Source organism: Streptomyces sp. NPDC045026, from assembly GCF_056432625.1.
In genome coordinates this window covers 1-26,150 of the sequence record NZ_JBWKIS010000013.1, presented here as the reverse complement: position 1 = coordinate 26,150, position 26,150 = coordinate 1, and the positions used below count along the sequence as shown (strand labels likewise).

The window sequence follows — 26,150 nt, the reverse complement described above, 5'->3', positions numbered from 1 at the left end:
GCCAGGGCCGAGACTATGACTGCGATTAGCACTCGGTCAAGCGGAGTGCCAATTCAGTGAGGGTGAGTCCTCCGCACGGCCCCTCCGGCAGTTCCGTCACAGGTAGTCCTCGAGCCTCCCCACCGTGAACCCCTGGGCCTGGATACGGCGCAACAGCCGCGCCGTCATGTCGGTGAGCGCCGTCCCGTGCGAGTCGTCGCCGTCACGGAACTGGGCCCTGACGATGTCTCCGGAACGCAGCCGGCCCCCCTCCGCATCCGCGTCACGCACGTGGTCGGTCCGCAACGTGGCACGCCACAGGACCACGGCGTCCACCCCGCAGGTGGCGGCCGCGCGCAGGGTGTCCTGGTCGTAGTCGCCGAACGGCGGGCGCAACAGGCGGGGGCGGGTGCCGAAGCGGTTCTTCAGCCGGTCCTGCTGGCCGCAGATCTCGGCGTGCTGCTCGGCGTACGGGAGTGCGGGCAGGGAGTGGTGGTTGAGGGTCTGGTTCTGCACGCCCGCGCCGAGGGCCCGCAGCTTGCCGAAGGGGTCGCGGCCGGGGCCCGCGACGCCGTCCGTGAGGAAGACGCTGACGGGCAGCCGCAGCTCGCGGACCATGTCGGCGAAGTGCGGGTCGCGCTCCACGCCGTCGTCGAAGGTCAGGAAGACGACCCGGTCCTTGGTACGGACGTGGTCCACGACGCGCGGGAGTGCGTAGGGGCCCGGCCCCGCCACGGCCGCGTGGCGTGCGGGGGGCCTCGGCGCCGGGGCGAGCGGGGCGGAGAGCCCCCAGTGGCGGTAGGCGTCCGGAGCGGGGCCGCCCTGAGAGGCGTGGTCCTTGAGAGGCGTGGCATGGGCCGGCATCCTGCCCGCCGTATTCCCTGACTCAGGCGCGCTCCCCGACCCGCGCGCGCCCCAAGCATCACCCCGCGCACGCCAAGAACCACCCCGCGCTTCCCATGCCCCACCCCGCGCGCCCCAAGAGCCACTCCGCACACCCCACGAACCAGCCCCGACACCCCCCACACCGACGCCCGGTGTGGCCGCCGGGGCCGGGTGGCTCGGGTGGCGGACCCTCTCAGCCGCCTTCCTGCTGAGCCGCTCGATCGGGTCCACGGACTGGGCGCACCCGGTGAGCAGGGCGGAGGCGAGGACACCGGCGGCCAGGGCTGCGGCGAGCAGCCGCCGGGGCCCGGTGCGCGCGGGGGCCCGGCGCGCCCGGCCGGACATCACAGGTAGTCCTCCAGCCTGGCCACCGCGTACCCCTTGTCGGTGACGTACTCCATGAGCCGGCGGACCATGTCGGGCATGGCGCCCTTCCACTCGTCGGGGCCGCGGAAGTGGCTCAGGATGATGTCGCCCGGACGCAGGTCCTTGTCCTCCTCGCGCCACTCGACGTGGTCGACGAACACCTCTTCGTTCCAGATCGGCGCGTACTTGATGCCGCAGGATTTGGCGGCGCGCAGCGTGTCCCGGTTGTAGTTGCCGTAGGGCGGCCGGAAGGCCACGGGCCGCTCGCCGAACTGCTCCTGCATGATGTGCTGCATGCCGCAGATCTCGCGCTTCTGCCCCTCGTAGGACAGGCCCGGCAGATACGGGTGCGTCAGCGTGTGGTTGTTCAGCGTGATGCCGCGGGACTGCATCTCCCTGAAGTAGCCGTAGTCGTCCTCCACCAGGTAGTTGCTGAGGAAGGCGGTGTACGGGATCTTCAGGTCGCTCATCATCTCCAGGAACGCCGGGTCCTTCTCGGAGCCGTCGTCGATGGTGAGGAACACGACCTTGTCCGTGGTCGGCACGGTCGTGAAGACGGGCGGCAGGCCCTCCTGGCCCTGGACTTCGAAGCCCTTGCGAGCCCTGATCACGGGCTTCATGGCGGGCGCGGGCGGCGCGAGGAGCGGCGGCTCGGCCAGGCCCCACTTCTTGGCCATTGCGACCCGGGCGGCCTGGGTGGCGCGCAGCTTGCCCGCGTAGGAGTCGAGGGCGCGGGCGGGCGGAGCCAGGAGGGGCTGCGGGCCGGGCGCCGGCTTGACTGCCGCGGCGTCGCCGGACGCGGCGCACCCGGAGGCGACCGCACAGGCGGCGAGCACGGCGAGACCGGCCCGCGCACGGCCGCGCCGGACCCTCCGGGCCACTGTCTCCTTCGCGGCTCTTTCGTCGTTTTGTCGTACAAGTCGCATGGCGCCGGATCCTCGCAGCTCACGGCACTGATCAGGGCCCGACACCGCGGCCGTGCGCACACCGTCCACCGACTGGCCCACAATGGGCCTGGTGAACGACCTCGCCTCCTTCAGCTCGCTGCTCTCCCCGGAGGGCCAGGCGCTTCTCGACGACGTACGGGACATCACCCCCGGCCAGGAGCTCGCCGTCGCCACCCGGCTGCGCCGCGACCACCCGGCGGATCTCGTCTCGGCGGCCATCGCGCAGGCCAGGCTGCGCCAGCGCGCCGCGGCGAAGTTCGGCGAGGCGGACGCGAGCCGCATGTACTTCACCGCGAACGGCGTCGAGCAGGCGACCCGCACGAGCGTCGCCACCCACCGCGCCGAGGAGTTCAAGGCGCTCGGGGTACGTTCCGTCGCCGACCTGTGCTGCGGCATCGGCGGCGACGCGATCGCGCTGGCCCGCGCCGGGATCTCCGTACTCGCCGTCGACCGCGACCCCCTGACCTGCGAGGTCGCGCGGGCGAACGCGCGGGCCCTGGGCCTCGCCGAGCTGATCGAGGTCCGCGAGGCCGATGTCACCGAGGTCGACACGCAGCCGTACGACGCGGTGTTCGTCGACCCCGCACGCCGGGGCGGCGGCAAGGGAGGCGGCCGGATCTTCGACCCGGAGGCGTACTCCCCGCCCCTGTCCTGGGCGGTCGGCGCGGCGCTCGGGGCCCGGCACGCGGCCCTGAAGATCGCGCCCGGCATCCCCCACGAAGCGATCCCCGACGCGGCCGATGCCGAGTGGATCTCGGACGGCGGGGACGTGAAGGAGGCCGTGCTCTGGTTCGGCACGGAGCCGGGGCGCATGCGGGCGACGCTGCTGCCGGGGCCGCGCGCACTCACCGGCCGCGGCCTCCCCGACCCCGAAGTACGGCACGTGGGGCGGTACTTGTACGAGCCCGACGGCGCCGTCATCCGCGCCCACCTGGTCGCCGACGTGGCCGAGGAGGTCGGGGGCGGGCTGATCGACGAGACGATCGCCTACGTCACGTCCGACACGCTGCACGCGACGCCGTATGCCACCGCCTACGAGATCACGGACCAACTTCCCTTCAACGTAAAGAAGTTGAAGGCGCTGCTGCGGGAGCGCGAGGTCGGGATCCTGACGGTGAAGAAGCGGGGGTCGGCGGTGGAGCCGGAGGAGTTGCGCCGCAAGGCCCTGCCCAAGCGGCACGGCCCGCACGCGGTGACGGTGTTCCTGACCCGCGTCGCGGGCGCCCCGACGATGCTGCTCGGTGCGCCCGCGCAGCCGGCCACGGGTGAACCCACCGCCACCCGACGCGGAGCGACGCCCTAACGACACCCCTCCGCCCGCGCCAGCAGCAGCTCCCGCTCCCGTTCGTTGCGGGTCAGCGAAGCGGCCCGCTCGAACTCGGCCCGCGCCTCCTCGCGCTGCCCGAGCCGCTCAAGGAGGTCTCCGCGCACGCTCGGCAGCAAGTGGTAGTCGCGCAGCGCCGGTTCACCGGCCAGGGCGTCGACCAGTGCGAGGCCGGCCTCGGGGCCCTCGGCCATGGACACGGCCACCGCCCGGTTCAGCTCCACGACGGGGGACGGCGCCCGCGCGGCGAGCAGCCCGTACAAAGTGGCGATCCCCGCCCAGTTCGTCTCCGCATACGTGTGGGCGTGCGCGTGGCTGGCGGCGATCGCGGCCTGGAGGGCGTACGGGCCGGGGCCGCCGCCCGTGGACACCGCGTCCGCGCGGCCGAGCGCCGCGAACCCGCGCCGGATCAGGAGCTGGTTCCAGCGCGTACGGTCCTGGTCCCTGAGCAGGACCGGCTCGCCCGACGGGCCCGTACGGGCGGCCGAGCGTGAGGCCTGGAGTTCCAACAGGGCGGCCAGGCCGTGGACTTCGGGCTCCTTCGGCATCAGGCCGGACGGCAGCCGGGCGAGCCGCAGCGCGTCCTCGCACAGGCCGGGGCGCAGATAGTCGTCGCCCGCGGTGGCCGCGTACCCCTCGTTGAAGATGAGGTAGATGACCTCGAGGACCGAGCCGAGGCGGGCCGCCCGGTCGGGTCCGTAGGGCACTTCGAAGGCGACGTTCTTCGTGGCGAGGGTGCGTTTCGCGCGCACGATGCGCTGGGCGACCGTCGCCTCGGGGGCCAGCACGGCGCGGGCGATCTCGGCGGTGGTGAGGCCGCCGAGCAGCCGCAGCGTGAGCGCGACCCGGGCCTCGGCGGACAGGACCGGGTGGCAGGCCGTGAAGACGAGCCGGAGCAGGTCGTCGTCGATGTCGTCCGGATCCGCGGGCTCGTCCAGGTGGGGCGGCGCGGCCTCCAGGTCGCGGCCGACCTCCGCCAGCTTGCGCGCGTACCGCTCCTTGCGGCGCACGAGGTCGATCGCCCGGTGCTTGGCGGTGGCCATGAGCCAGGCGCCCGGGTTGTCGGGGATCCCCTCGTCCGGCCACTGCTCCAGGGCGGCGACGAGCGCGTCCTGCGCGAGTTCCTCCGCTATGCCCACGTCCCGCACGATGCGCGTGACACCGGCGATGATGCGGGGCGCCTCCAGACGGAAGACGGTCTCGATGGCGTGGGCCGCTTCGGCAGTGCGTTCTGCTGTCACGGCCCACCATCAGACACCCGCGCCCGCGCGGCGGCCAAGAGCCTGTCCGGCGTGGCTCCGGCACTGGCACTGGCACTGGCTCCGGCGTGGCTCAGCCCTCGGCGATCTCGCGGACCTCGGAGGTGACCGTCCAGTGCTCCTCGTGCACCTTCAGGAACCGCTTGGTCCACTCCAGGATCTCGGCCCGGTCCTTGGCCTGGATGATCGCGTAGCCGCCGATGACCTCTTTGGACTCGGTGAACGGCCCGTCGGTGACGGTGATCTCTCCGTTCTCGTAGTGCACGCGGGTGCCCTCGGACGACGGGTGGAGACCGCCCGTGTCGAGCAGCACGCCGGCCTTGGTCATCTCCTCGATCAGCTCGCCCATGCGCTGCATCAGGGCCTCACTGGGGCCCTCGGCAGGGGCCTTGCTCTCGTCGATACGGACCAAGGTCATGTAGCGCGGCATGGTGACTCCTCGTTCGGTGCGGTCGGGGTTCTTCCCCGCTCTCACTTACGCGTCGAACGGGGATCCGCCGGATCGACACGCGCGCCGAAAATCTTCGGGAAAGTTTCCGTCCCGCCTGCTTTCTCCGAACAGACACGCCCCATACCAACCCTCTGCCACCATTGCGCCCCATGCCCTTCGACCACAACGACCACTACCACCGGCTCCTCCTGCGCCACCTGCCGAACGAAGGCCACAGGGAAGTCCGCAAGGAAGGCCGCAAGAAGGGCCACAAGGAGGGTCGCAACGAGGTCCGCGCCGCCCTCGACATCGGCTGCGGCACCGGCCGCTTCGCGCGGCGCCTGGCGGCCCGTGGCTACGAGGTCGACGCGCTCGATCCCTCGGCCGAGGTCATCGCCGAGGCGGAGGCCATCGGCGAGGCGGAGCCCATCGGCGGCGGGCCGCGCTACCGCCGGGCGGACGTGACGGCGACGGATCTGCCCGAGGGGCACTACGCCGTCATCACCTGCCTGGCGAGCCTGCACCACATGCCGTTCGCGACGGTCACGCGGCTGCGCGCCGCCCTCGCTCCCGGCGGCGCGCTGCTCGTCCTCGGCTGCTACGCGGGCAGGACGCGCCGGGACCTCGTGGCCGTCCCCGCGAACGCGGCGGCCCGCGCCGTGGTCCACGTGAGCGACCGGCTGCGCGGCGCCGCACGGCCGCCCCTCCAGCCCCCCGTGCGCCAACCCGACATGTCGCTCACCGACATCCGCACCGAGGCGGCCCGCCTCCTCCCCGGCAGCGAAGTCCGCCAACTCCTCTTTTGGCGCTATCTGCTGACGTACAACAACGCCTGACGCGTCACCGCAGCGAGGCCCACAGCTTCCCGGCCTCCGGCTCGTCGGCGACGACACGGTTGGGGTCGGACGGCGCCGGGAGCACCGGCATCATCACCGTCTTCACCTCATCGGCCGACAGCCCCTTCAAGCCGCCCGCCAGGCCCTGGAGTTCGCCGAGCGAGTCGAGGCCGGTGTCCGTGGTGAGGCTTGCGGTGAGGGCGTCGGCGACCTTGTAGAGACGGGCCGGGTTCGTCAGGAGATCGCTCCCCGAGACCTTCTCCACCAGCGCCTTGACCAGCTGCTGCTGGAGTTTGATGCGGCCGAGGTCGCTGCCGTCGCCGACGCCGTGCCGGGTGCGGGCGAAGGCGAGGGCCTGCTTGCCGTCGAGGTGGTGGTAGCCCGCGTCGAGCTGGAGGTGGCTCAGATCGTCGTCGATGTCCTCGGTCGTCGTGACGTCCACGCCGCCGAGCGCGTCGACGACCGACGCGAAGCCGGAGAAGTCGATCTCCAGATAGTGGTCCATGCGGACGCCGGTGAGCTTCTCCACCGTCTTCACGGCACAGACGGGACCGCCCACGGAGTAAGCGCTGTTGAACATGGCACCGTACGCGGCCTGCGTGCGTCCGCCGGACGGGGTCGGGCACGCGGGCCGCTCGACGAGGGTGTCGCGGGGAATGCTGACGACGGTCGCCGCCGAACGGTCCGCATCGAGATGCACCACCATCGCGGTGTCGGAGCGGGCGCCCTCACTGTGGCCGCCGCCGAGCGCGGAGTTCTTGCTGCCGCTGCGCGAATCCGAGCCGAGGACGAGGATGTTCAGCGCCCCCGCGGGCAGTGCGGTCGCCGAGGGCTCCGGCGTAGCCGGGGCCGGCTTCGGGGGCCGGTCGTCGCCGAGCGCGCTGTCGATGTCGACACCCCGGATGTTGTGGTCCAGATGCCAGTACGCCCACGCGGCCCCGCCCCCGGTGAGGACGAGAACGCAGCCGGCCACGACACCGGCCGTCTTCACCAAACGCCCACGACGGCGCTGTATTCGCTTCACAGGGCGAACATAAGTCGGAATTATTACAACGGTAAACCAGTAAGGCGCCGTCTTCCGGGAATCTCAGACGGTTCTCACGTCCCGGGACGAGAGGTCCTCAGCCGGGAGCGACCGCCTCGAACCGCCACCGGTGCACCGCCCGGGTCACCAACTCGCCCTCGGGTTCGGGAAGTTCGGGCAGCTCGGCGTCGTACGCCGCCTCCCACCAGGTGATGACGAGGACCCGGTCCTGCGGGGCGCGGAAGAACTCGCGCCGCAGCGGCTCGGCCGCGAGGACCTGCCCCCGCGCCCAGGCGAGCAGCTCCTCGCCCCGCCCGTCGGCCGCCCGCGCCTCCCACATCAACGCGACGGTCATGAGTACAGGTTGTCCTTCGCGACCTCGTGCACATGGTCGTGGTCGTGCGTGTGCCCCGGCACATGCGTCTCCGTCACCGGCAGCGAGGAGTCGGCCGACAGGTCCCAGGCGGACGCGGACCGGTTGCGTGCCACCATCTCGGCTCCGAGGGCCGCGACCATCGCGCCGTTGTCCGTGCACAGCTTGGGCCGCGGCACGCGCAGCCGGATCCCGGCCGCCTCGCACCGCTCCTGGGCCAGGGCCCGCAGCCGCGAGTTGGCGGCCACACCGCCGCCGATCATGAGGTGGTCGACACCCTCGTCCTTGCAGGCACGCACGGCCTTGCGGGTCAGCACGTCGACGACGGCCTCCTGGAAGGACGCCGAGACGTCACGCACCGGAACGTCCTCACCGGCGGCGCGCTTCGCCTCGATCCAGCGCGCGACGGACGTCTTCAGTCCGGAGAACGAGAAGTCGTACGCGGGGTCGCGCGGCCCGGTGAGCCCGCGCGGGAAGGTGATCGCGGTGGGGTCGCCCTCCTTCGCGTACCGGTCGATGACGGGACCGCCGGGGAAGCCGAGGTTCAGCACCCGGGCGATCTTGTCGAAGGCCTCGCCCGCCGCGTCGTCGATGGTCGCGCCGAGGGGGCGCACGTCGGACGTGATGTCGGCGGAGAGCAGCAGCGACGAGTGCCCGCCGGAGACGAGCAGCGCCATCGTGGGCTCGGGCAGCGGCCCGTGCTCCAGCTGGTCGACGCAGATGTGCGAGGCGAGGTGGTTCACGCCGTAGAGCGGCTTGCCGAGCGCGTACGCGTACGCCTTGGCCGCCGAGACGCCCACGAGCAGCGCGCCCGCGAGCCCCGGGCCCGCCGTGACGGAGATCCCGTCCAGGTCGGAGGCGGCGACCCCGGCGTCCTTCAGGGCGCGCTCGATGGTCGGCACCATGGCTTCCAGGTGCGCGCGCGAGGCGACCTCGGGGACGACACCGCCGAAGCGGGCGTGCTCGTCGACGCTGGAGGCGATCGCGTCGGCCAGCAGCGTGTGGCCGCGGACGATGCCGACGCCGGTCTCGTCGCAGGAGGTCTCGATGCCGAGGACGAGCGGTTCGTCAGCCATTTTCGGTTCCTTGTACGGGTGTCACTGATGTCGAGGGGTCGGTCAGACGCATCACGAGCGCGTCCACGTTGCCCGGCTGGTAGTAGCCGCGGCGGACGCCGATGGACTCGAAGCCGAAGCGCTCGTAGAGCTTCTGCGCCCGGGTGTTGTCGACCCGTACCTCGAGCGTCACCTCGGAGCACTCGAGGTCGGTCGCGTGGCGCAGCAGGGCGGTGAGGAGCCGGGCGCCGAGGCCGGTGCCCCACTGGTCACGGACGACGGCGATGGTCTGCACGTCGGCCCCCACGCCGGAGCCGCCCTCGTAGTCCGTGCCGGACGCGGCGAGGCCCGCGTACCCGACGAGACGGTCGCCGTCGTGGGCGACGACGTAGCGGCGGGTCGACCCGGCGCCGCGCGCGTGCGCGAGCTCGGACCAGAACATGCCGCGGGACCACGCGTCGTGCGGGAAGAGATCCTTCTCGAGCGCGTGCACGGATTCGATGTCCCACCAGCGCATCTCGCGCAGAGCCGCGCTCACTTCGGGGTGACCACCTTGTAGTTCTTGGGCACCTGCGCGTCGGGGCGGCGCAGATACAGGGGGCGCGGCGCGTCGAGCTGCTCGCCGGCGGCGAGCTTCTCGGCGGCGAGCGAGGCGAGGGCGGCCGCCGACACGTTCTCGGGGGCGCGCGCGTCCGTGAAGGTGTCCGGGTACAGCACGGCACCGGCGCCGACCGCGGGAAGGCCCGCGACCTGCTCGGCGATGTCGGCGGGGCGATCGACGGCGGGGTCGGTGACCCGGGTGCGCGGGTCCTCGTAGCGCGCCCAGTAGACCTCCTTGCGCCGCGCGTCCGTCGCGACGACGAAGGGGCCCTCGATATCGGCGGCGTACGCGAGCCCGTCCAGCGTGCACAGGCCGTGAACGGGCACGCCGAGGGCGAGCCCGAACGTGTCGGCGGTCATGAGGCCGACGCGGAGCCCGGTGTAGGGGCCGGGGCCCACGCCGACGACGATGCCGGTGACGGCGTCGAGTCTGACGCCGGCTTCGGCGAGCACCCGGTCGACGGCGGGGAGCAGCAGCTCCCCGTGCCGGCGGGCGTCCACCTGGCTCGATGCGGCGACGACGGAGGAGCCGTCGTGCAGGGCGACGGTGACGGCGGGGGTGGCGGTATCCAGCGCGAGCAACAGCACAGAAACAGCCTACGGCTCCGGCGCCCCGCCCACGGCCGCCCCGGTGAGCCGGGCGCCTGCTGCTACCGTCACCACAAAGACGTACGGGCAGGAGAGGTGGGCACACAGGTGGCACGGAGCAGCTCGGGATTCGTGGCCGGGCTCACCGCGGCGGCGCTCGCCGTGGTCGGCTTCTTCGCCTACCAGGCGTCGGCCAGCGCACCGGCCAGCGTGGCCCCGCCGAAGACCGGGAAATCCCCCTCCGCGGCCTCGTCCCACTCCCCCAAGGACAAGCCGGACCCGACGGCGGTACCCGCGCAGTCCGGCACCGGTGAGCGGGTCGTCTACTCCGTGGGCGACGACCGGGTGTGGCTGGTCTCGGAGGACGGCAGGACGGAGCGCACCTTCAAGGTGACGCCGAGCACGGTGGACCCGCCGGTCGGCAAGTACGTGGTGACGTCGCGATCGGCCGCGGTTCCCGGCAGCGACGGCGTGCCGATCGAGCACGTGGTGCGGTTCGCGAGTGTCGACAGCATCGCGATCGGCTTCAGCGCGGCGGTGAACGGCTCGATGGCGGAGCCGGACCCGACCAAGAAGACGGGCGGCATCCGCGAGAAGCGGGCGGACGGCGACGCGATGTGGAAGTTCGCGACGATCGACAAGAAGATCGTCGTCGTCCAGTAGGCCCCGTCACTCACCCGTCACGCAGCATCGAGCACCGTCACGCGGCATCGAGCCGCTCCTCGTCGGCCCCGTCACTCCCACCTTCCCCCTGCCCCTCCTCGACGGGCGGGGTGGAGACGGCGGACGCGGCGGCACAGGACGCGAGCAGATCACTCATGGACAGCCTGGACAGCCCGGAGGCGGAGATCCCGGACATGTCCCCGTGCCCCGGCGCCACGCGGGGCTGCTGCGGCACGTCACGTTCTGAAGCCGACATGGATGCCTCCTGGGCTCCGGGGGCAGCAAAGTTAGGTAGACCTAACCAGGACTGGTATCCATGTGACCACGCGAAGAGCACGCCGCGCAACATTTTGCCGACGCCATGTCGGAACGTTCAGGTGAAGGTACGAGAGTCAGGCGGCCAGAGCCTCCAGGCCGGCCCCGGCCCAGCGCGCCCCGAGACCACGCAACGTCACGGAGCGGACCTCATCGTCCGTGTCCCCCGTGGCGCGGTGAATCACCACATGGAGCCGGTCGTCGGAGAGGTCCTCGACCTTGCCGTCGCCCCACTCGACGACGATCACGGAGTTGGGCAGCGAGACGTCGAGGTCCAGGTCCTCCATCTCGTCGAGACCGCCCCCGAGCCGGTACGCGTCCACGTGCACGAGGGCGGGCCCGTCACCGAGGGGCGGGTGCACGCGGGCGATGACGAAGGTCGGAGAGGTGACGGCGCCCCGCACACCGAGGCCCTCGCCGAGCCCGCGGGTCAGGGTGGTCTTGCCCGCACCCAGCTCACCCGTGAGCATCACGAGGTCGCCCGGCCGCAGCAGCTTGGCGAGCCGGCGGCCCAAATCCCCCATGTGGGCGGGCGAGTTGACGGTGATCGAGGCGGTGGCGGCGTCAGCTGCCGGGCTGTGCGGTGTCTCCATAACTTCCCACGGTAGCGCCTGCGGGAACGGCTCCCGTGCGCGCGAGGAGGTCGGCCAGCCGGTCGGTGACGGCCTCGGGATGCTCCAGCATGACCAGGTGCCCGGCGTCGGGCACGAGCACCAGCTCGGCGTCGGGCAGCAGCCCGGCGATGGCCTCACTGTGCTCACTGGGGGTCACGAGATCCTTGTCGCCGGCCAGGACGAGTACGGGAAGCTGTGCGAACCGCTTGATGGCCGCGCTCTTCTCGTGCTCCTGAAAAGCGGGGTAGAACTCGGCGACGACGTCGATCGGGGTGCTCTCGATCATGCGTTCGGCGAAGCGGGCGACGGCGGGGTCCACGTCACGCGAGGCGAACGAGTAGCGCTTGATGACACCGGCGAACAGGTCGGCGGTGGCGCGGCGCCCCTTCTCCACGAGGTCGGCCCGCTGGCCCAGGACCTTCAGAACGCCGGGGAGCACGCGCCGCACGGCGTTGACGCCGGCCACGGGCAGCCCGTAGCTGACCTCACCGAGCTTGCCGGAGGAGGTCCCGACGAGAGCGACGCCGGCCACCCGCTCGGCCACGAACTCGGGGAACTGGTCGGCGAACGCCATCACGGTCATGCCGCCCATGGAGTGCCCGACCAGGACGAGCGGCCCTTCGGGGGCGGCAGCGTCGATGACGGCCTTCAGGTCGCGCCCGAGCTGGTCGATGGTGACGTCGGGCCCGCCGTCGGCCTGCTCGACCCCGCGCCCGGACCGCCCGTGGCTGCGCTGATCCCAGTAGACGGAGCGCACCACGCCCCGCAGGGCGGCACGCTGGAAATGCCAGGAGTCCTGGTTGAGGCAGTACCCGTGACTGAAGACGACGGTGACCGGCGCGGGCGCCTTGCGGCCGAAGAGCCGACGCCTGCGAGGACCGGCACCGCCCTCGCTCTCGACTTCCTCGACCTCGAAGTAGAGCTCGGTTCCGTCCTCGGCGCAGGCCCTGCCGGGGATGCCGCGCAGGGACCCGTAGGGGCCGGAGGCATCCAGCGCCAGCCGCGCCTTTCTGCGCATGCCACGGCCGACGGTGAGGCGCTCGACGGCGACACCGGCAGCGGCACCGGCCGCGACCACGCCTATCGCGGCACCGGCCAGACCGGCCAGCCGCCAGTTCGCGACGGCCGCCGTGACCTCGGCGCTGCTCTCACTCACGTGCCGCTCCTCCGTCGTCCACATAGACGCGCGGAACACGCGCCCCGATCCGGGTGACGATCTCGTACGCGATGGTGCCGGCGGCCTGCGCCCAGTCCTCGGCGGTCGGCTCGCCCCGGTCGCCGGGCCCGAACAGGACGGCCTCGTCCCCCGCCCGCGGCTCGTCGCCGCCGAGATCGACGACGAACTGATCCATGGCGACGCGCCCGGCGACGGTCCGCAGCTTGCCCCCGATGAGTACGGGCCCGGTCCCCGAGGCATGCCGGGGAATCCCGTCCGCGTACCCGAGGGGCACGAGCCCCAGGGTGGTCTCGCCCGGGGTGACGTAGTGATGCCCGTAACTGACGCCGAGCCCGCCCGGGGCGTGCTTCACCAGGGCGAGCGAGGCGGACAGGGTCATGACGGGCCGCAGCCCGAAGTCCTCGGGCGTGCCGATCTCGGGGCTGGGGGAGATCCCGTACATGGCGATGCCGGGCCGCACCAGATCGAAATGGGTCTCCGGCAGAGTCAGAGTCCCCGGCGAATTCGCGATGTGCCGAACCTCGGGCCGAACCCCGGCCCCCTCCGCGAAGGAGACCATCTCGCGAAAACGCTCGAGCTGAGCGGCAATCGACGGATGCCCCGGCTCATCGGCACAGGCGAAGTGGGACCAGAGGCCGGTGACGACAACAAGCCCCTCGCGCTCCGCGGCGACGGCGGCCCGCACCAGCTCGGGCCAGTCACCGGGCAGACAGCCATTGCGCCCGAGCCCCGTATCGGCCTTCAACTGAATACGGGCGACCCGCCCGAGCCCCCGAGCCGCAGCAACGACCTCGTCCAGAGCCCACATGCCGCTGACGGACATGTCGAGATCGGCCTCGATGCCCTCGCGCCAGGGCCCGCCGGGTGTCCAGAGCCAGCACAGGACGCGCCCCTCGATCCCCGCGGCACGCACCGCGAGAGCCTCCTCGGGCGTGGCCGTACCGATCCAGGTGGCACCCGCCTCCCGCGCGGCGCGCGCGCAGGGAATCATGCCGTGGCCGTAGGCATCAGCCTTGACCACAGCCATGAACTCGGCCCCAGGCGCACGATCGCGCAGGGACCGCACATTGGCCCGCAGAGCGGCCAGATCGATCTCGGCCCGGGCACGGCCCACGGCAGGTGCTCTCTCAGTCATCGTGCGCCCAGTGTCTCAGAGCCCTCCGACACCCCCACATGACCACCACCCCCCAAACCGCCCACACCAACCCAAATCCCTATATCGACCAACCAAGAGGAGGACCCCCACCGGCACCACAGCGGAACACCCCGCGCCCGCCCGCCGACCACGCAACGAGCCAGGCCAAAAAAGAGAATCCCCCACCGCCCGGCAGTCGCACGACGACCGGAGGGGACGCACCGGGATGTGCGCGCGGAGCCACCTCCACCCCGTTACGGGCGCTGAGCCGACAGGGGCCGGCCCGTAGAACAGCGAGCACGTACATCCCGGGGCGGCCCCGCCCCAAAGACGACGATGCGGAAGCCACCCGCGCCAACCCAAACGCCTCACGCCCAAACCAAGCCAAGCCCAAGCCCAAACCCAAGCCCCCCGCCCTATCCCCCGCGCCGAACATCCCCCCAGGCCCCAGCAATCCCCCCGGCCACATCCTGAGCAACCACGGGCGCCCCACCGGACACGCGCCGAGCGGCAAGCCCATGCAGATAGGCCCCCACAGACCCCGCATCGAGCGCACCAAGCCCCGCGGCAAGCAGCGACCCGGCGAGCCCGGACAACACGTCACCACTGCCCGCGGTGGCCAGCCAGGCGGTCCCGGTGGAATTGACCCGCACCAAAGCGGGACCATCCCCGCCCGGACCCCCGGCAACCAAGGTCGTGGACCCCTTCAAAAGCACGGTCGCGGAGAACCGGTCGGCCAACTCCCGTACAGCAGCGAGCCGTTCGGCCTCCACCTCCTGCCGAGAGACCCCCAGCAGCGCGGCGGCCTCCCCCGCATGAGGCGTCAGCAGAGTAGGCGCGGCCCGCCGCCGAACGGCGTCCGGATCGGCGAGCCGCAAACCGTCGGCGTCGATCAGAACGGGCACATCCGCACCCACGACATCCGCGAGCCCGGACGCGTCATCACCGAGTCCGGGCCCGGCCACCCAGGCCTGCACGCGCCCCGCCTTCCCAGGCGCGCCTTCGGACACCAGGGTCTCCGGGAACCGCGAGACGACGGCACCGGCCGCAGGCCCGACGTACCGAACGGCCCCGGCCCCGCCGTGCAGGGCCCCCGCAACGGCGAGCACAGCGGCGCCGGGATACCGGGCGGACCCGGCGACGATGCCCACGACACCGCGCCGGTACTTGTCGCTCTCACCGGTGGGCTCAGGCAACAGCCCGTCCACGTCACGGTGCTGAAGGGCCTCCAGAACGCCCTCGCCACGCCCCAGTTCGAGCCCGATGTCGACGAGTTGAACGGCACCGGCGTACTCACGCCCGGGGTCAACGAGAAGCCCAGGCTTGTACGCACCGAAGGTGACGGTCACATCGGCGCGGACGGCCTCCCCGGCGACCTGCCCCGTATCGGCGTCGACGCCACTGGGCAGATCCACAGCAACGACAACGGCACGGGACTCCAGAGCAGCACGCACGACAGGCAGCGCAGCCTCGCGAAGCCCACCCCGCCCCCCGATGCCCACGATCCCGTCGACCACGAGATCGGCCCCGGCAAGAGCCCGCTCGGCGGAGCCGGCGACGCGCCCCCCGGCGGCGAGGAACGCGGCGAGCCCGGCACGGTGCACACGCTCGGCATCGAGAAGAACGGCGGTCACCCCGGCGCCACGACGGGCGAGCCGGGCTCCGGCGTAGAGGGCGTCGCCCCCGTTGTCCCCGGATCCGACGAGGAGCACGACCCTGGCCCCGTACACCTTGCCGAGGAGCTCGGCGCAGACGACGGCGAGCCCGGCGGCGGCGCGCTGCATCAGGGCGCCTTCGGGAAGCCGCGCCATAAGGGCACGCTCGGCGGTCCGTACGGTGTCCACGCTGTAGGCGGTACGCATGAAACCGAGTCTCCCGCAAAGAAGAACCCCGCGCGCGAAGCGCACACCCAAACCGGGAGTCCGGCCCCAGAACCGAGGCCGGACCCGACGCCGGAACAAAGCCCTCCAGCCCCTGCCTCCGGGCCTCTACCCCTCGGCGATCACAACAGCAGACGCAATCCCGGCATCATGACTGAGCGACACATGCCAAGACCGCACCCCAAGCTTCTCGGCAGCGGCGGCAACGGTCCCGGTGACCCGCAGCAGCGGCTGCCCGCTCGCCTCGACGCAGACCTCCGCATCGGTCCACCGCAGCCCGGCCGGTGCGCCCAGCGCCTTGGCCAGCGCCTCCTTGGCGGCGAACCGGGCGGCGAGCGAGGCACCGCCGCGCCGCTCCCCGCTGGGCAGCAGCAACTCCCGTTCGACAAAGAGCCGTTCGGCCATTCCGGGCGTACGCGCGAGCGACGCCTCGAAGCGCTCGATCTCGGCAACGTCGATCCCGACCCCAATAATCAAAGCCAGCCCCTAGTACTCAGATCCGGCCCGTCACTCCACCGTCACGGACTTGGCAAGGTTCCGAGGCTGATCGACCTCGTTCCCCCGCGCAGTGGCCAGCTCGCAAGCAAACACCTGCAACGGCACCGTCGCAACCAGCGGCTGAAGGAGCGTAGGGGTGGCAGGGATGCGTACGAGATGGTCGGCGTAGGGGACGACCGCCTCGTCCCCCTCCTCCGCGATGACGATGGTGCGCGCCCCGCGGGCCCGGATCTCCTGGATGTTGGACACGATCTTGTCGTGGAGGACGGACCGCCCCTTGGGCGACGGAACGACGACCACCACCGGCACATCGTCCTCGATCAACGCGATGGGCCCGTGCTTGAGTTCACCGGCGGCGAAGCCCTCCGCGTGCATATAGGCGAGTTCCTTGAGCTTCAGGGCGCCTTCAAGGGCGACGGGATAGCCCACGTGCCGCCCCAGGAAGAGCACGGTCCGCTTGTCGGAGAGCGAACGCGCAAGAGCCCGCACGGGCTCCATGGTCTCCAGGACGCGCTCGACCTCACCGGAGATGTCGGCCAGGTCCCGGATCACGGCACGGATCTCGTCCCCCCACTTCGTGCCGCGCACCTGCCCGAGGTACAGGGCCACCAGATAGCAGGCGACGAGCTGCGTGAGGAACGCCTTGGTGGAGGCGACGGCGACCTCGGGCCCGGCGTGCGTGTAGAGCACGGCGTCGGACTCACGGGGAATGGTCGACCCGTTCGTGTTGCAGATGGCGAGGACGGTCGCGCCCTGCGCGCGGGCGTGCCGCAGCGCCATCAGCGTGTCCATGGTCTCGCCGGACTGCGAGATGGCGATGACGAGTGAACGCCCGCCGAGGATGGGATCCCGGTACCGGAACTCACTCGCGAGCTCCACCTCGCAAGGGATCCGGGTCCAGTGCTCGATGGCGTACTTGGCGATCAGACCGGCGTGGAACGCGGTCCCGCACGCCACGATCACGACCTTGTCGGCTGCCTTCAACACGGCCGCGGGGATACGGAGTTCATCCAGCGTGAGCGCCCCGTCGACGCCGATGCGACCGAGCAGCGTGTCGGCGACCGCCTTCGGCTGCTCGGCGATCTCCTTGAGCATGAAGTAGTCGTAGCCGCCCTTCTCGGCCGCGGAGACGTCCCAGTCGACGTGGTACGACCGCACCTCGGCGGGCCGCCCGTCGAAGTCGGTGACGGTCACCCCGTCCCGTACGCCGTCCCGGCGCAGCTCGACGACCTGGTCCTGGCCCAGTTCGATCGCGGAGCGGGTGTGGGCGATGAAGGCGGCGACGTCGGAGGCGAGGAAGGCCTCGCCCTCCCCCACGCCCACGACGAGAGGCGAGTTGCGGCGGGCGCCCACGACGACGTCCGGCTCGTCGGCGTGCACGGCGACCAGCGTGAACGCCCCTTCGAGGCGCCGGCAGACGAGCCGCATGGCCTCGGCGAGGTCGGCGCACGCGGAGAACTCCTCGGCGAGCAGGTGCGCGACGACCTCGGTGTCGGTCTCGGACTCCAGGACGTGCCCGCGCTCGGCGAGCTCGGCGCGCAGTTCGGCGAAGTTCTCGATGATGCCGTTGTGGACGACGGCGACCCGGCCCGCGTTGTCGGTGTGCGGATGCGCGTTCGCGTCGGTGGGGGCGCCGTGGGTGGCCCAGCGGGTATGGCCGATACCCGTGGCCCCGGCCGGCAGCGGCCGCTCCACGAGCGCCTTCTCCAGGTTGGCGAGTTTGCCTGCCTTCCTGGCCGAGGCGAGGCCGCCGTCGGCGAGCACCGCGATCCCGGCCGAGTCGTAGCCCCGGTATTCGAGCCGCTTCAGTCCGGCGAGCACGACGTCGAGCGCCGACTGAGATCCGACGTATCCCACGATTCCGCACATAGCGGCAGCCTAAGGCCGCGCGGTCAGCAGCCCCAGACGATCCGGTCCCGCGCGTCCTCGAGGAGACGCAGGTATTCCACTTCCTCGCAGCGCGGCTTGCTGCCCATCTCGTAGAGGTCGAGGCAGTCGTCGAGATCCTCGCGCAGGTCCTCGTCGGGCAGGTCGAGGGCGAGCTCGCTGCGCACCTGACCGGCGAATTCGTCCTCGACGGGCCCGGATCTGCGCCGGACGAGGTCACGCAAATGAGGCACAGCCATGACGGTTCCCTCCCACCCGGACGGCGCGGCTCGGCGCCGGGTGCGGGGAACGTATCCCCGTTCCCCCGCCCGGTCCAGACCTGCGACCACGGAAACCCGCGAATTCCGGCACGAACCACGCACAGAAAACCCACCGCACCCCCACCCGCCGCACCCCGCCGCCCCCAAGGTGACGCACCCCACCCCCCACCCCGTCCACACAGCCGTAACAATGGACTGTGATCTCTTCGGTCTCTGTGCCCCCGACGGCACCGCGGAGCGCCCACCGGCACAAGCCGGAGGCGACTCCCTACGTCGACCTCACCCGCACCGAGTGGAGCGCGCTGCGCAACAAGACGCCGCTCCCCCTCACCGCCGGTGAGCTGGAGAAACTGCGCGGCCTCGGCGATGTCATCGACCTGGACGAGGTCCGGGACATCTACCTCCCGCTCTCGCGCCTCCTCAACCTCTACGTCGGCGCCACCGACACCCTGCGCGGCGCCCTCAACACCTTCCTCGGCGAGACCGTCGAAAAGGCGTCCCAGTCCGGCACGCCCTTCGTCATAGGGGTCGCCGGTTCGGTGGCGGTGGGCAAGTCGACGGTCGCCCGCCTCCTCCAGGCGCTGCTGTCCCGCTGGCCGGAGCACCCGCGCGTCGAGCTCGTCACCACGGACGGCTTCCTCCTGCCGACCAAGGAGCTGGAGCGGCGCGGCCTGATGTCACGCAAGGGCTTCCCGGAGTCGTACGACCGCCGCGCCCTGACCCGCTTCGTCGCCGACATCAAGGCGGGCAAGGACGAGGTGTCGGCGCCCGTCTACTCCCACCTGATCTACGACATCGTGCCCGGCCAGAAGCTCACGGTCCGCCGCCCCGACATCCTCATCGTCGAGGGCCTGAACGTGCTCCAGCCGGCCATGCCCGGCAAGGACGGCCGCACCCGCGTCGGCCTCGCCGACTACTTCGACTTCAGCGTGTACGTGGACGCCCGCGCCGAGGACATCGAGAGCTGGTACCTCAACCGGTTCAAGAAGCTCCGCCAGACGGCCTTCCAGAACCCGTCCTCGTACTTCCGCAAGTACACGCAGGTCTCCGAGGAGGAGGCGCTCGACTACGCGCGGACGACCTGGCGGACCATCAACAAGCCGAACCTGCTGGAGAATGTGGCGCCCACGCGCGGCCGCGCGACGCTCGTCGTACGCAAGGGACCCGACCACAAGGTGCAGCGGCTGAGCCTGCGGAAGCTGTAGAAGCCGTGGAAGCTGTAGAAAGCCGGAAAGCTACGCTTCGCGCATGCTGCACCTGCGACTGATCACCCCGGCCGACAAGACAGACGCGGTGGCCCGCCTGATCGAGAGGACCGTCGGCACCACGCATCTCGTGGTGATGCCGGGCGCGGCCCGCGACCCGGAGGGCGACGTCGTGATGTGCGACGTCGCGCGGGAGGCCGGCGACGAGCTGATCAGCGGGCTGCGCGGCCTCCACATCGACACGACGGGCTCGATCGCCGTCGAGAACATCGACCTGTCGCTGTCGAGGCTGGCCGACAGGGCGGAGGACGAGGCACCGGGCGAGGGCGCGGACGCGGTCCTGTGGGAAGCACTGACGGACGCGACGCACGAGGAGTCGACGCTCAACGTCACCTACGTGGCGTTCCTCGCGGTCGCGACGATGCTCGCGGCCTGCGGTGTGATGCTGGACAACGCGATCCTGATCGTCGGCGCGATGGCCGTCGGCCCCGAGTTCGGGCCGCTCGCCGGGATCTCCACGGCGCTGGTACAGCGCGCCCCGCGCCTGGTGTGGCGATCGCTGTGGGCGCTGCTGGCCGGATTCGCCGCCGCGATGGTGCTCACGGCCGGGTTCAGCTGGCTCCTTGACCTGTTCGGCCTGTTCACGCGCTCGATGGTCGAGGCGGACCGGCCGAACACGTCGTTCATCTGGAAGCCGGACTGGATGTCGTTCGTCGTGGCGTTCCTCGCGGGCATCGCTGGGACGCTGTCTCTCACGTCGGCGAAGTCGGGCGCCCTGATCGGCGTCGCCATCTCGGTGACGACGGTCCCGGCCGCGGCGAACGCGGCGGTGGCGTTCGCGTACAGCGACTACGCCCAGACATGGGGATCGACCGCCCAGCTCCTCGCCAACCTCGGCGGCATCGTCCTGGCCGGCACGCTCACCCTGCTCGCCCAGAAATGGTTCTGGGCGAAGCAGCGCAAGCGTGCCGCTCCTGCGGCCGGACCGGCCTAGGACCTCTCGCCGACCGCCGAACTGCCTTAGCCCAGCGCGGACTTGACGACATCGGCGAGGCGCCCGGCGATCGAGCGGGCCTGCTCGATGTCGGCGGCCTCGACCATGACCCGGACCAGCGGCTCCGTGCCGGACGAGCGCAGCAGCACCCGGCCCGTCACACCCAGCTCGCGCTCGGCGTCGGTGACGGCGGCGGCCAGTTCGGCGGACGTCGTGACGCGGGACTTGTCGACGTCGCGCACATTGACCAGGACCTGCGGGAGGCGCTCCATGACGGAGGCGAGGTCCTGGAGGGTGCGGCCGGTCTGGGCGACGCGGGCCGCGAGCAGCAGACCCGTGAGCGTGCCGTCGCCGGTCGTCGCATGGTCGAGGATGATCACGTGCCCGGACTGCTCGCCACCGAGCGCGTAGCCGTGCTCCTTCATCGACTCCAGGACGTACCGGTCGCCGACGGCGGTCGCCACGAACTGGATGCCCTCGCGCTCCATGGCCAGCTTGAAGCCGAGGTTCGACATGACGGTCGCGACAACTGTGTCCTCGCGCAGGGCGCCGAGCTCCCGCATCGACAGGGCGAGCACGGCGAGGATCTGGTCCCCGTCGATCTCCGCGCCCGTGTGGTCGACGGCCAGGCAGCGGTCGGCGTCACCGTCGTGCGCGATGCCGAGGTCGGCGCCGTGCTCGACGACGGCGGCCTTCAGCAGGTCGAGGTGGGTGGAGCCGCAGCCGTCGTTGATGTTCAGGCCGTCCGGGTCGGCGCCGATCGTGACGATCTGCGCACCGGCCTGCGTGAACGCCTCGGGAGAGACCTTGGCCGCCGCGCCGTGCGCCTCGTCCAGGACGATCCGCAGGCCGTCGAGACGGTTGGGCAGCACACCGATGAGGTGGGCGACGTACTGGTCGAGACCCGCGTCGTAGTCGTTGACACGGCCGACGCCGGCACCGGTCGGGCGGTCCCACGGCGCACCGGTGCGGTGCTGCTCGTAGACCTGCTCGATCCGGTCCTCCAGCTCGTCGGCGAGCTTGTGGCCGCCGCGCGCGAAGAACTTGATGCCGTTGTCCGGCATCGCGTTGTGGCTGGCGGACAGCATCACGCCGAGGTCGGCGCCCAGCGCGCCGGTGAGATGCGCCACCGCAGGGGTGGGCAGCACGCCGACCCGCAGGACGTCGACGCCCGCGCTCGCCAGACCCGCGACAACCGCCGCCTCGAGGAACTCGCCCGAGGCCCGCGGGTCACGACCGACCACGGCCACCGGACGGTGCCCCTCGAACGTCCCCGCCTCGCCGAGTACATGTGCCGCCGCAACGGAGAGTCCGAGCGCGAGCTCGGCCGTCAGATCCGCGTTGGCGACACCTCGTACGCCGTCCGTGCCGAACAGTCGTCCCACTGGTGTCCTCCGAACTTTCGCAATTCTCGAAGAAGAGTCGGAAATCATCCGAGCATGCAAACTTGTGAGCGCCTTGTGCCGTTATAACGCCCAGCGCCGCTATATACGAACGCCCCGGCGGCACACAGCGTGCCGCCGGGGCGAACGAAACGAACAAGCAGCAGCGATTTAGCGCTTGCTGTACTGCGGGGCCTTACGGGCCTTCTTGAGACCGGCCTTCTTGCGCTCGACCGCACGGTCGTCACGCTTGAGGTAACCGGCCTTCTTGAGGGCGCCGCGGTTGTTGTCCACGTCCGCCTCGTTCAGCGCGCGGGCGACACCGAGACGGAGCGCACCGGCCTGACCGGAGACGCCGCCACCCGAGATGCGGGCGATGACGTCGTAGCGGTTGTCGAGCTCGAGCACCTTGAAGGGCTCGTTGACTTCCTGCTGGTGGACCTTGTTCGGGAAGTAGTCCTCGAGCGTGCGCCCGTTGACCTTCCACTTGCCGGTGCCGGGCACGATGCGAACGCGCGCGATGGCGTTCTTGCGGCGGCCCAGGCCGGCGGCCGGCTGCGGGTCGCCGAAGCGCGCGGCGTTCGACTCCGAGGTGTACTCGCCCTCGACGGGGACCTCGGACTCGGTGGTGTACTGCTCGACGTCGACAATCTCGGTCTCTTCGACCGGCTGCTCAACGGTGGTCTCGGCCACGATTCTCCTCAGATTCTTTTCTGTCTTTGGGGGTGTGGCCGGAACTACTGCGCGACCTGGGTGATCTCGAACGGCACCGGCTGCTGGGCAGCGTGGGGGTGCTGGTCGCCCGAGTAGACCTTCAGCTTCGAGAGCACCTGACGGCCCAGGGTGTTCTTGGGGATCATGCCCTTGATGGCCTTCTCGACGGCCTTCTCGGGGTTCTTGGCCAGCAGCTCGTCGTAACGGACCGAACGCAGACCGCCCGGGTAACCGGAGTGGCGGTACGCCATCTTCTGGGTCTTCTTGTTGCCGGAGAGGTGCACCTTGTCCGCGTTGATGATGATGACGAAGTCACCGGCATCGACGTGGGGGGCGTAGATCGGCTTGTGCTTGCCCCGCAGGATGTTCGCGGCAGTGGTCGCCAGGCGACCCAGGACGACATCCTGGGCGTCGATGACGTACCACTGGCGAGTGATGTCGCCGGGCTTGGGGCTGTACGTACGCACTTAGCAGCCTTCTTCTTCTTCAGTGGATGGGTGCTGAAAGTGGCATCACTGAAGCGATCGTGCAGCTGGGGACGACAGTGCCGGGTTCAGCGCCCGTATGCCGCCCACTGGTAACTGCTCCAGGGAACCTGTGCATGGCCCCTCACGCGAGAGCGATCAAGCCAATACACACAACGAATAGGCAGGATACCCGCGCTTCCCCGTACGGGTCAAAACGCGGATCCGGACACCGGCACCGCCGGCGCTATCGCACCGGGCGACCCTGCCATCTCCAGGGTAACCGCACGTCGCCGCGGGTAGCACCGCACGAGCGTGACCCCCAGCACACAGTGGACACACACGAGGCGCGCACAAGACCGGCCCGACCCTGCACACCCCCTTCCCCACCGCGCCCCTTAGCACCCCCTGCGCGTCGGTCTAAGATGCGCCCCATGAGCTTTGGGCAGGGGGGACCCCAGTGGGGTTCCGGGGGCAGTGGTGGTTCACAGGGGCCGGACTGGGCGGCACTCGCCGAAGCGTCCGAGACACGCGCGCGGCGCCGCCGCTGGCTGATGATCGGCGGTGGCGCGCTCGCCACGATCGCCGTCGGCTCGGCCGTAGCGTTCGCGATCGTCTCCGCCAACGGCAACAGCTCGGCCTCGAACAAGCCCGCCGACAAGCTGCCGACGACCGCGGACATCCCGAGTGACACCACGCCGGCGGACCCGACGTTCGCGGAGACCACACCGCCGCCCCCGCTCGACCCCAAGGACTTCATCTCCAGCGCCGAGAAGGACAAGGCCCCGCTCAGCGCGGACACCCTCTTCCCCGGCACCAAGCTCACCGTCGGCGACCGCGTCTACAAGAAGGGCGCGACGTCCAGCACGAAGAGCTGCGCCTCGGCCACCCAGGGCGCACTCGGCGGCGTCCTGACGGGCAACGACTGCACGCGCCTGATCCGCGCCACCTACGCGAGGGACGGCGTCGCGGTCACCGTCGGCGTCGCCGTCTTCGACGCGGAGGCCCAGGCCACCAAGGCCAAGAACCAGTACACCAAGGGCACCGTGACCACCCTGTCCGGCTCGGGCGTCCCCGCGTTCTGCCGTACGACGATCTGCCGCTCGACGACCAACTCGTACGGCCGCTACGCGTACTTCACGACCGCCGGGTTCACCAGCGGCGGCCGGGACGTCACCACCAAGGACCGCGAGGTGTTCACCACCGGGGACCAACTCGCCGAGTTCACGTTCCGTCAGATCACCCGGCGCGGCGAGGCGCAGGCTTCGGCGGCCGCCGAGGCGCCCCAGTAGGCACTCAGCAGCAGCCCGGCTCGGAGAAGGGCGCACCCGGCAGCGTCCGCTTGTTCCGGGCCTCACGGCTGCGCGCGGCGAGCAACTCGTCGGCCGGGTAACCGACTTCCTCCAGCGTCAGGCCGTGCGGCCGCACCACGTGCACCGCCGAATCCCGCACGCCGGCGGCCAGGACCTTCGCGGGCCAGTCCGGCGGCCGGTGCCCGTCACCGACGAACAGCATCGCGCCGACCAGCGAGCGCACCATGTTGTGGCAGAACGCGTCGGCCCGCACGGTCGCCTCGAGGATCCCTTCGGACGACCGCTCCCAGCGCAGCTCCTGAAGCGTACGGATCGTCGTCGCGCCCTCGCGCCGCTTGCAGTACGCGGCGAAGTCGTGCTCCCCGAGCAGCTGCTGAGCGGCCGCGTTCATCGCGTCGAGGTCCAACTCCCAGTCGTGCCACAGGACATGACTGCGCAACAGCGGGTCGACACCGCCGGGGTGATCGGTCACCCGGTACACGTACCGACGCCACACGGCGGCGAACCGCGCGTTGAACCCGCTCGGCGCCTCGGCCACCTTCCACACCCGCACATCGTGCGGCAGCCGCCCCGCGAGCCGGCGCAGCAGCTTGTCCTGGTGGTCGGCCCAGACGTCCTCCGGCAGATCGACATGCGCGACCTGCCCGCGCGCGTGCACCCCCGCGTCGGTCCGCCCGGCCACGGTCAGCTCGTACGTCTGCGCGGACCGGGTCACGGTCTTCAGCGCGACCTCGATCTCGCCCTGTACGGTCCGCCGGCCGCTGGCCTGCTTCGCCCACCCGGAGAAGTCCTTGCCGTCGTACGACAGATCAAGCCGCACCCGCACGAACCCGGGCTCTACCTCGTCACTCACACACAGATCCTCTCAGGCAAAGGCAATACGAAAGCGGGCCCGCCCCGAAGGGCGGACCCGCTCACATCAAGGCAGAGCCTCAGGCGTCCTTCGACTCCTCAGCGGCCTCGACCGCTGCGGCGTCCTCGACGACCTCGGCGGCCGGAGCGGCAGCCTCGGCGTCCTTGGCGGAACGCTTGGTGGCGGCCTCGGCCTCACCGGTGGCCTGCTGCGCGACCGTCAGCGCCTCGACCAGCTCGATGACAGCCATGGGCGCGTTGTCGCCACGGCGGTTACCGATCTTGGTGATACGGGTGTAACCACCCGGACGGTTCTCGTAGCGCGGGGCGATCTCGGTGAAGAGCGTGTGGACGACGCTCTTGTCCGTGATGACCGTGAGCACCTGGCGGCGGTTGTGAAGGTCGCCCTTCTTCGCCTTGGTGACCAGGCGCTCCGCGTACGGGCGCAGACGACGGGCCTTGGCCTCGGTCGTCGTGATCTTGCCGTGCTCGAAGAGCGACTTCGCGAGGTTCGCGAGAAGCAGCTTCTCGTGCGCAGCACTGCCGCCCAGACGGGCGCCCTTGGCGGGCTTCGGCATGGTGTATCTCCTTGGTGTCTGCCCCGGCCGTACTAGGTACCGAAGTCAGTGTCCGAGCAGGCGGTCACCTGTCGGAGACCCCGCGCCCCCTGAGGGGCGCGGGGAACTGCGCGACCAGCCACAGCCGGCCGGCAGCCAAAATCAAGCAGCAAGCGCCGAGCGCTTAGTACTGCTCGGTCTCCACAAAGCCGGCGTCCGCGTCGTCGTCGGCGCCAAAGGCGTCGGCAGCAGCCGTGGGGTCGAAGCCGGGAGGCGAGTCCTTGAGCGCAAGGCCCATGCCGGCGAGCTTGGCCTTGACCTCGTCGATCGACTTCGCACCGAAGTTGCGGATGTCGAGCAGGTCCGCCTCGGAGCGTGCGACGAGCTCACCCACGGAGTGGATGCCCTCGCGCTTGAGGCAGTTGTACGACCGAACGGTGAGCTCGAGCTCCTCGATCGGCAGCGCCAGATCGGCGGCCAGGGCGGCGTCCGTGGGGGACGGGCCCATGTCGATGCCCTCGGCGTCGATGTTCAGCTCGCGGGCGAGACCGAACAGCTCGACCAGGGTCTTACC

29 protein-coding genes are annotated in these 26,150 nt (G+C 70.9%); 6 read left to right on the top strand and 23 right to left on the bottom strand.

Annotated features, from left to right (window positions below; all coding sequences use genetic code 11):
• Nucleotides 1–96 precede the first annotated feature (96 nt).
• Both AC07EJ_RS25850 and AC07EJ_RS25845 read right to left on the bottom strand, forming a co-directional pair.
• The gene (locus AC07EJ_RS25850; RefSeq protein WP_389479736.1) at nt 97–1,209 is read right to left on the bottom strand and encodes a polysaccharide deacetylase family protein; all 1,113 of its coding nucleotides are present in this window, start codon (nt 1,207–1,209) and stop codon (nt 97–99) included.
• Nucleotides 1,209–2,156, bottom strand: a complete 948-nt coding sequence (locus AC07EJ_RS25845; protein WP_389479735.1) for a polysaccharide deacetylase family protein — start codon at nt 2,154–2,156, stop codon at nt 1,209–1,211. The genes AC07EJ_RS25850 and AC07EJ_RS25845 overlap by 1 nt, the downstream gene beginning before the upstream one ends.
• A gap of 91 nt (nt 2,157–2,247) precedes the next feature.
• On the opposite strand from AC07EJ_RS25845, the gene AC07EJ_RS25840 reads away from it, so the two are divergent.
• The gene (locus tag AC07EJ_RS25840) at nt 2,248–3,480 is read left to right on the top strand and encodes a class I SAM-dependent methyltransferase (protein ID WP_389479733.1); all 1,233 of its coding nucleotides are present in this window, start codon (nt 2,248–2,250) and stop codon (nt 3,478–3,480) included.
• On the opposite strand, the gene AC07EJ_RS25835 is transcribed toward AC07EJ_RS25840, so the two are convergent.
• On the bottom strand, nt 3,477–4,742 hold the full coding sequence (locus AC07EJ_RS25835) for an RNA polymerase sigma factor (RefSeq protein WP_478885004.1): 1,266 nt from the start codon (nt 4,740–4,742) through the stop codon (nt 3,477–3,479). The genes AC07EJ_RS25840 and AC07EJ_RS25835 overlap by 4 nt on opposite strands.
• Nucleotides 4,743–4,833: 91 nt before the next feature.
• A complete protein-coding gene (locus AC07EJ_RS25830) occupies nt 4,834–5,190 on the bottom strand; it encodes a YciI family protein (protein ID WP_389479729.1) in 357 nt (118 codons plus the stop codon).
• A gap of 170 nt (nt 5,191–5,360) precedes the next feature.
• On the opposite strand from AC07EJ_RS25830, the gene AC07EJ_RS25825 reads away from it, so the two are divergent.
• The gene (locus tag AC07EJ_RS25825) at nt 5,361–6,026 is read left to right on the top strand and encodes a class I SAM-dependent methyltransferase (RefSeq protein WP_389479727.1); all 666 of its coding nucleotides are present in this window, start codon (nt 5,361–5,363) and stop codon (nt 6,024–6,026) included.
• A gap of 4 nt (nt 6,027–6,030) precedes the next feature.
• Here the strand turns inward: AC07EJ_RS25825 and AC07EJ_RS25820 are convergent, their stop codons facing one another.
• The 5 genes from AC07EJ_RS25820 to tsaB form a co-directional block, all read right to left on the bottom strand.
• Nucleotides 6,031–7,017: an LCP family protein gene (locus AC07EJ_RS25820; RefSeq protein ID WP_389480055.1), complete on the bottom strand. Its 987-nt coding sequence runs from the start codon at nt 7,015–7,017 to the stop codon at nt 6,031–6,033.
• A 130-nt stretch (nt 7,018–7,147) separates the two neighbouring features.
• Nucleotides 7,148–7,405: a hypothetical protein gene (locus tag AC07EJ_RS25815; RefSeq protein WP_389479725.1), complete on the bottom strand. Its 258-nt coding sequence runs from the start codon at nt 7,403–7,405 to the stop codon at nt 7,148–7,150.
• Nucleotides 7,402–8,499 carry a tRNA (adenosine(37)-N6)-threonylcarbamoyltransferase complex transferase subunit TsaD gene (tsaD, locus tag AC07EJ_RS25810; protein WP_389479723.1) on the bottom strand — a complete coding sequence of 366 codons (1,098 nt, stop codon included), beginning with the start codon at nt 8,497–8,499 and terminating at the stop codon, nt 7,402–7,404. Before tsaD ends, AC07EJ_RS25815 begins: the two co-directional genes overlap by 4 nt.
• The gene (gene rimI, locus AC07EJ_RS25805; protein ID WP_389480052.1) at nt 8,492–8,995 is read right to left on the bottom strand and encodes a ribosomal protein S18-alanine N-acetyltransferase; all 504 of its coding nucleotides are present in this window, start codon (nt 8,993–8,995) and stop codon (nt 8,492–8,494) included. The genes tsaD and rimI overlap by 8 nt, the downstream gene beginning before the upstream one ends.
• Before the next feature lie 17 nt (nt 8,996–9,012).
• Nucleotides 9,013–9,666 carry a tRNA (adenosine(37)-N6)-threonylcarbamoyltransferase complex dimerization subunit type 1 TsaB gene (gene tsaB / locus AC07EJ_RS25800; protein WP_389479721.1) on the bottom strand — a complete coding sequence of 218 codons (654 nt, stop codon included), beginning with the start codon at nt 9,664–9,666 and terminating at the stop codon, nt 9,013–9,015.
• A gap of 108 nt (nt 9,667–9,774) precedes the next feature.
• Here tsaB and AC07EJ_RS25795 point away from each other — a divergent pair, with 108 nt between their 5' ends.
• The gene (locus AC07EJ_RS25795) at nt 9,775–10,329 is read left to right on the top strand and encodes a hypothetical protein (protein WP_478885003.1); all 555 of its coding nucleotides are present in this window, start codon (nt 9,775–9,777) and stop codon (nt 10,327–10,329) included.
• Nucleotides 10,330–10,366: 37 nt separating this feature from the next.
• On the opposite strand, the gene AC07EJ_RS25790 is transcribed toward AC07EJ_RS25795, so the two are convergent.
• The 8 genes from AC07EJ_RS25790 to AC07EJ_RS25755 all read right to left on the bottom strand — a co-directional run bounded on the left by AC07EJ_RS25790 (nt 10,367) and on the right by AC07EJ_RS25755 (nt 18,074).
• Nucleotides 10,367–10,585, bottom strand: a complete 219-nt coding sequence (locus AC07EJ_RS25790) for a hypothetical protein (RefSeq protein ID WP_478885002.1) — start codon at nt 10,583–10,585, stop codon at nt 10,367–10,369.
• A gap of 136 nt (nt 10,586–10,721) precedes the next feature.
• The gene (gene tsaE, locus AC07EJ_RS25785; protein WP_393585595.1) at nt 10,722–11,237 is read right to left on the bottom strand and encodes a tRNA (adenosine(37)-N6)-threonylcarbamoyltransferase complex ATPase subunit type 1 TsaE; all 516 of its coding nucleotides are present in this window, start codon (nt 11,235–11,237) and stop codon (nt 10,722–10,724) included.
• Nucleotides 11,209–12,414, bottom strand: coding sequence for an alpha/beta fold hydrolase (locus tag AC07EJ_RS25780; protein WP_478885001.1), 1,206 nt, complete (start codon nt 12,412–12,414; stop codon nt 11,209–11,211). Before AC07EJ_RS25780 ends, tsaE begins: the two co-directional genes overlap by 29 nt.
• Nucleotides 12,407–13,570, bottom strand: a complete 1,164-nt coding sequence (gene alr, locus AC07EJ_RS25775; protein WP_389479713.1) for an alanine racemase — start codon at nt 13,568–13,570, stop codon at nt 12,407–12,409. The genes AC07EJ_RS25780 and alr overlap by 8 nt, the downstream gene beginning before the upstream one ends.
• Before the next feature lie 416 nt (nt 13,571–13,986).
• Complete coding sequence (locus AC07EJ_RS25770; RefSeq protein ID WP_478885000.1) at nt 13,987–15,432, bottom strand: NAD(P)H-hydrate dehydratase; 1,446 nt, start codon at nt 15,430–15,432, stop codon at nt 13,987–13,989.
• A 126-nt stretch (nt 15,433–15,558) separates the two neighbouring features.
• Nucleotides 15,559–15,927: a holo-ACP synthase gene (locus AC07EJ_RS25765; protein ID WP_389479710.1), complete on the bottom strand. Its 369-nt coding sequence runs from the start codon at nt 15,925–15,927 to the stop codon at nt 15,559–15,561.
• Nucleotides 15,928–15,957: 30 nt separating this feature from the next.
• On the bottom strand, nt 15,958–17,817 hold the full coding sequence (gene glmS, locus AC07EJ_RS25760) for a glutamine--fructose-6-phosphate transaminase (isomerizing) (protein WP_389479708.1): 1,860 nt from the start codon (nt 17,815–17,817) through the stop codon (nt 15,958–15,960).
• 23 nt (nt 17,818–17,840) lie between these two features.
• Complete coding sequence (locus AC07EJ_RS25755) at nt 17,841–18,074, bottom strand: hypothetical protein (protein ID WP_389479706.1); 234 nt, start codon at nt 18,072–18,074, stop codon at nt 17,841–17,843.
• A 236-nt stretch (nt 18,075–18,310) separates the two neighbouring features.
• Here AC07EJ_RS25755 and coaA point away from each other — a divergent pair, with 236 nt between their 5' ends.
• Nucleotides 18,311–19,300, top strand: a complete 990-nt coding sequence (gene coaA, locus AC07EJ_RS25750) for a type I pantothenate kinase (RefSeq protein ID WP_389480047.1) — start codon at nt 18,311–18,313, stop codon at nt 19,298–19,300.
• Between the two features lie 43 nt (nt 19,301–19,343).
• Nucleotides 19,344–20,294 carry a DUF389 domain-containing protein gene (locus AC07EJ_RS25745; protein WP_478884999.1) on the top strand — a complete coding sequence of 317 codons (951 nt, stop codon included), beginning with the start codon at nt 19,344–19,346 and terminating at the stop codon, nt 20,292–20,294.
• Between the two features lie 26 nt (nt 20,295–20,320).
• Here the strand turns inward: AC07EJ_RS25745 and glmM are convergent, their stop codons facing one another.
• From glmM to rplM, 3 genes are all read right to left on the bottom strand, one after another.
• Complete coding sequence (gene glmM, locus AC07EJ_RS25740; protein WP_389479701.1) at nt 20,321–21,679, bottom strand: phosphoglucosamine mutase; 1,359 nt, start codon at nt 21,677–21,679, stop codon at nt 20,321–20,323.
• Nucleotides 21,680–21,847: 168 nt separating this feature from the next.
• On the bottom strand, nt 21,848–22,369 hold the full coding sequence (gene rpsI / locus AC07EJ_RS25735) for a 30S ribosomal protein S9 (protein ID WP_100594864.1): 522 nt from the start codon (nt 22,367–22,369) through the stop codon (nt 21,848–21,850).
• Between the two features lie 44 nt (nt 22,370–22,413).
• Nucleotides 22,414–22,857 carry a 50S ribosomal protein L13 gene (gene rplM / locus AC07EJ_RS25730; protein WP_382605148.1) on the bottom strand — a complete coding sequence of 148 codons (444 nt, stop codon included), beginning with the start codon at nt 22,855–22,857 and terminating at the stop codon, nt 22,414–22,416.
• Between the two features lie 431 nt (nt 22,858–23,288).
• On the opposite strand from rplM, the gene AC07EJ_RS25725 reads away from it, so the two are divergent.
• On the top strand, nt 23,289–24,146 hold the full coding sequence (locus AC07EJ_RS25725) for a hypothetical protein (protein WP_393585588.1): 858 nt from the start codon (nt 23,289–23,291) through the stop codon (nt 24,144–24,146).
• 4 nt (nt 24,147–24,150) lie between these two features.
• On the opposite strand, the gene truA is transcribed toward AC07EJ_RS25725, so the two are convergent.
• The 3 genes from truA to AC07EJ_RS25710 all read right to left on the bottom strand — a co-directional run.
• Nucleotides 24,151–25,020, bottom strand: coding sequence for a tRNA pseudouridine(38-40) synthase TruA (truA, locus tag AC07EJ_RS25720; RefSeq protein ID WP_389479695.1), 870 nt, complete (start codon nt 25,018–25,020; stop codon nt 24,151–24,153).
• Between the two features lie 79 nt (nt 25,021–25,099).
• Entirely contained in the window at nt 25,100–25,597 is a 498-nt protein-coding gene (gene rplQ / locus AC07EJ_RS25715; protein WP_362904152.1) for a 50S ribosomal protein L17, read from the bottom strand.
• Between the two features lie 163 nt (nt 25,598–25,760).
• On the bottom strand, nt 25,761–26,150 hold a 390-nt coding region (locus AC07EJ_RS25710; protein WP_302832661.1), incomplete at its 5' end, for a DNA-directed RNA polymerase subunit alpha C-terminal domain-containing protein.

Bases quoted from the DNA above. Each gene is read 5' to 3' on its own strand.
- tsaE (WP_393585595.1), bottom strand. From the start codon at position 11,237: ATGGAGACACCGCACAGCCCGGCAGCTGACGCCGCCACCGCCTCGATC.
- rimI (WP_389480052.1), bottom strand. From the start codon at position 8,995: ATGCGCTGGTGGGACATCGAATCCGTGCACGCGCTCGAGAAGGATCTC.
- AC07EJ_RS25790 (WP_478885002.1), bottom strand. From the start codon at position 10,585: ATGTCGGCTTCAGAACGTGACGTGCCGCAGCAGCCCCGCGTGGCGCCG.
- AC07EJ_RS25770 (WP_478885000.1), bottom strand. From the start codon at position 15,432: ATGCGTACCGCCTACAGCGTGGACACCGTACGGACCGCCGAGCGTGCC.
- AC07EJ_RS25725 (WP_393585588.1), top strand. From the start codon at position 23,289: ATGAGCTTTGGGCAGGGGGGACCCCAGTGGGGTTCCGGGGGCAGTGGT.
- rplQ (WP_362904152.1), bottom strand. From the start codon at position 25,597: ATGCCGAAGCCCGCCAAGGGCGCCCGTCTGGGCGGCAGTGCTGCGCAC.
- AC07EJ_RS25850 (WP_389479736.1), bottom strand. From the start codon at position 1,209: ATGTCCGGCCGGGCGCGCCGGGCCCCCGCGCGCACCGGGCCCCGGCGG.
- AC07EJ_RS25830 (WP_389479729.1), bottom strand. From the start codon at position 5,190: ATGCCGCGCTACATGACCTTGGTCCGTATCGACGAGAGCAAGGCCCCT.
- AC07EJ_RS25825 (WP_389479727.1), top strand. From the start codon at position 5,361: ATGCCCTTCGACCACAACGACCACTACCACCGGCTCCTCCTGCGCCAC.
- AC07EJ_RS25755 (WP_389479706.1), bottom strand. From the start codon at position 18,074: ATGGCTGTGCCTCATTTGCGTGACCTCGTCCGGCGCAGATCCGGGCCC.
- AC07EJ_RS25815 (WP_389479725.1), bottom strand. From the start codon at position 7,405: ATGACCGTCGCGTTGATGTGGGAGGCGCGGGCGGCCGACGGGCGGGGC.
- AC07EJ_RS25745 (WP_478884999.1), top strand. From the start codon at position 19,344: ATGCTGCACCTGCGACTGATCACCCCGGCCGACAAGACAGACGCGGTG.
- AC07EJ_RS25845 (WP_389479735.1), bottom strand. From the start codon at position 2,156: ATGCGACTTGTACGACAAAACGACGAAAGAGCCGCGAAGGAGACAGTG.
- tsaD (WP_389479723.1), bottom strand. From the start codon at position 8,499: ATGGCTGACGAACCGCTCGTCCTCGGCATCGAGACCTCCTGCGACGAG.
- glmS (WP_389479708.1), bottom strand. From the start codon at position 17,817: ATGTGCGGAATCGTGGGATACGTCGGATCTCAGTCGGCGCTCGACGTC.
- alr (WP_389479713.1), bottom strand. From the start codon at position 13,570: ATGACTGAGAGAGCACCTGCCGTGGGCCGTGCCCGGGCCGAGATCGAT.